Raw genomic sequence first — 3151 nt, 5'->3', positions numbered from 1 at the left:
GGCAAGCTGACCGATCTTGGAGCCTTCGAACTGCCTCTGGACGGCGTTGAAGGCAACCAACGCTGCCGTCTGAGTTTTGAGATTGACGGCGTGACCAATGTCTATCCGGTCTGGGTCTACCGGGACAGCAAGCCTGAACGGCCAGGCGGTCTGTATGAGGCCAGGAGGTTTGACCAACAGGCGCGTCGGGTTCTGGACCAGGGAGGCACAGTATATCTGAGTCCTGACTCCACGGCCCAGTCCCTGCCCAGATCCGTTCAGGCCCATTTCTCCACGGACTTCTGGTCAGTGGGGACATTCAAGGACCAGAGCGGCACCATGGGGCAGTTCATTCAAGCCGACCACCCTGTTTTTGCCGATTTTCCGACCGACTGGCATACTGACTGGCAGTGGTGGCCCATGGCCACCCAGCGGGCCATCATCCTGCCTGATCGCTACCAATCCATCATCACTGAGATGGACAGCTACGCTTACCTGCGACCCATGACACAGCTGCTGGAATGCCGCTGCGGTAAGGGCCGGCTTCTGCTCTCCTCCATGGGCCTGCAGAATCTGACTGAATATCCGGAGGCTCGGGCCCTTCAGGCCAGCATCTATCGGTATCTGGGCTCCAAGGACTTCAACCCGCGTCAGAGGATTGATCCCGAGGTCATCGACCAGCTGGTCGCCTGAGTCCTGCTGTCCGCTAAAGCGCAATAAAGGGTCCGACCTGCAATTTCAGCGGGTTGGACCCCTTATTGTGCTATCTAGAGCCTATCTCAGAGGATGCCCTGGGCCACCATGGCATCGGCCACCTTGGTGAAGCCGGCCACATTGGCGCCCAGCATCAGGTCGCCCACATGACCATATTCCTTGGAAGCCTGGTAGGACTTTTGGAAGATTCCAGTCATAATGTCCTTGAGCCGCTGGTCCACCTCGTCGAAGGTCCACTGCAGGCGCAGCGAGTTCTGGCTCATCTCCAGACCGGAGACTGCCACGCCGCCGGCATTGGCGGCCTTGGCAGGCCCGTAGAGCACCTTGTTATCCTGATAGACCTGGATGGCTTCGGGGGTGGATGGCATGTTGGCACCCTCGCAGACCACGGTGCATCCATTGGCGACCAGAGTCTTTGCGGATTCCTCGTCGATTTCGTTCTGCGTGGCGCAGGGCAGGGCGATGTCGCAAGGCACGGTCCAAACGCCCTTGCAGCCCTCGTGGTACTCAGCGGAGTCCACGCGGTCCGCATACTCGCGAATTCGGCCGCGGTGACCCAGCTTGATGTCCTTGACGACGTCAAGGTCAATCCCGTTGGGATCGTAGACGTATCCGTTGGAGTCGGATGCCGTTACCACCTTGGCGCCCAGCTGCTGGGCCTTTTCGGTGGCGAAGATGGCCACGTTGCCCGAACCGGAGATGACGACGGTCTTGCCCTGGAAGGAATCCTTGCGCAGTGTCTGCAGGGCTTCCTGAGTGTAGTAGCACAGGCCATAGCCTGTAGCCTCGGTTCTGGCCAGGGAGCCGCCGAAGGTCAGGTCCTTGCCGGTCAGAACGCCCGAGTACTCGTCCCGCATTCTCTTGTACTGGCCGAACAGGTAGCCGATCTCACGGGATCCCACGTTGATGTCGCCGGCGGGCACGTCGGTGAACTGCCCGATGTGCCGCTGCAGCTCAGTCATGAAGGCCTGGCAGAAGCGCATGACCTCAGCATCCGAGCGGCCTTTGGGGTCGAAGTCGGATCCGCCCTTGGCGCCGCCCATGGGCAGGCCAGTCAGCGAATTCTTCAGAATCTGCTCGAAGCCCAGGAACTTGATGACCGACTCAGTCACGGTCGGATGGAAGCGCAGGCCACCCTTGTAGGGGCCGATAGCTGAATTGAATTGGATCCGGTAGCCGCGGTTGACCTGAACATGGCCTTGGTCATCGGTCCAGGCCACACGGAACTTGACTGCACGTTCGGGCTCGACCAGGCGCTCCAGCACGCCGTTGGCCTCATACTCGGGATGGCGCTCCACCACGGGTTCCAGACTGGAGAAAACCTCACGAACAGCCTGCAGGAATTCCGGTTGGTCGCCGTCGCGCTTCTCCACCTGTTGGTAGACGCGCTTGATGTATTCGTTGGTGAGCATCTGAGCTCCTTTGACTAGGGATGGCCGGTCCGTCCGGTCCAAATGCGATTGGGTCCGCCCTCAAGAGCCTGCGGGGGCTGGCGGAATCTCATTTTATGTTAAATGTTTCAAAGTCGTGTCACAAGAATTTTGGCCGTTAATGTCTGACATGTGGTCATTGAAAGCCCGAAGAGTGAGAGAACAAGGACAAAAAACAAGACTATTAGTCAAAGTTGAGTCACTCAGACTCAACTTTTATTCCTTGGGTGAACATTGGGCATGGAACCGAGGGTCCGCAGTTTGGACAAAGTGAAGGGCAGGGAGCCCGGGAGGACAAGTCAGGATGTCCATCTGGGGTTCCGGTCCACGAAACTACGACTTAGAGAATCAGGAGATGCGATTATGGCTATGTTTCCCGCTTTGATGAACAATTCGATCTTCGGCGACTTCTTCGACGATCCTTTCTTCAACAACTGGCGTGACGGGCGTCGGCAGGGCCAGGGCGCGAAGAACGCGCTGAACAGCCCCTTGATGAACACGGATGTGCGCGAGAAGGACGGGCAGTATCAGCTCTCCATCGACATGCCTGGCTTTGACAAGAAGGACATCGGCCTGCGTCTTGAGGATGGCTACCTGATCGTATCCGCTCAAAAGAACAGCGATCAGGGAGACAAGGACGATCAGGGCCGTTGGATTCGGCGCGAGCGTTACACCGGGTCCTGCTCCCGCAGCTTCTATGTGGGAGATAAGGTCCGCCAGGAGGACATCCATGCTCACTACGCCAATGGCACCCTCGAGGTGACCCTGCCCAAGACCAGCATCGAGCCCGCTGACAACACGCAGAACATCGCTATTGAGGACTGAGGGATTCAGGTCCTTATCGGACCGCCTGAACGACTGCTATACTGATTGAGCGACAGCCGTTCGGACGGCCCTTTTGTCGTGTCAACACGCTATTGCCCAATTTTGGGTCCATCAATGCTATACTTGCCATTTGGCGTGTCTTTCGGCGCGCCGTGTAACCGGCCGAGGATCGGATAGAAGGCTTATGGCAAAAGATGGTGTGA

3 protein-coding genes are annotated in these 3151 nt (G+C 58.0%); 2 read left to right on the top strand and 1 reads right to left on the bottom strand.

All coding sequences use genetic code 11. The features are described 5' to 3' along the window. Nucleotides 1–672, top strand: a 672-nt coding sequence (locus tag AC0AP0_RS10890; RefSeq protein WP_490430479.1) for a DUF8487 domain-containing protein, incomplete at its 5' end; no start/stop codon positions are given. Between the two features lie 86 nt (nt 673–758). On the opposite strand, the gene gdhA is transcribed toward AC0AP0_RS10890, so the two are convergent. Beyond that, on the bottom strand, nt 759–2105 hold the full coding sequence (gdhA, locus tag AC0AP0_RS10885) for an NADP-specific glutamate dehydrogenase (RefSeq protein ID WP_490430478.1): 1347 nt from the start codon (nt 2103–2105) through the stop codon (nt 759–761). A 381-nt stretch (nt 2106–2486) separates the two neighbouring features. Here gdhA and AC0AP0_RS10880 point away from each other — a divergent pair, with 381 nt between their 5' ends. Further along, entirely contained in the window at nt 2487–2948 is a 462-nt protein-coding gene (locus tag AC0AP0_RS10880) for an Hsp20/alpha crystallin family protein (protein ID WP_045935704.1), read from the top strand. Nucleotides 2949–3151 lie beyond the last annotated feature (203 nt).

The sequence above is a fragment of the Bifidobacterium sp. POST2/T3 (B1) genome, assembly GCF_058197115.1.
This window is presented reverse-complemented; position numbering and strand designations above follow the sequence as displayed.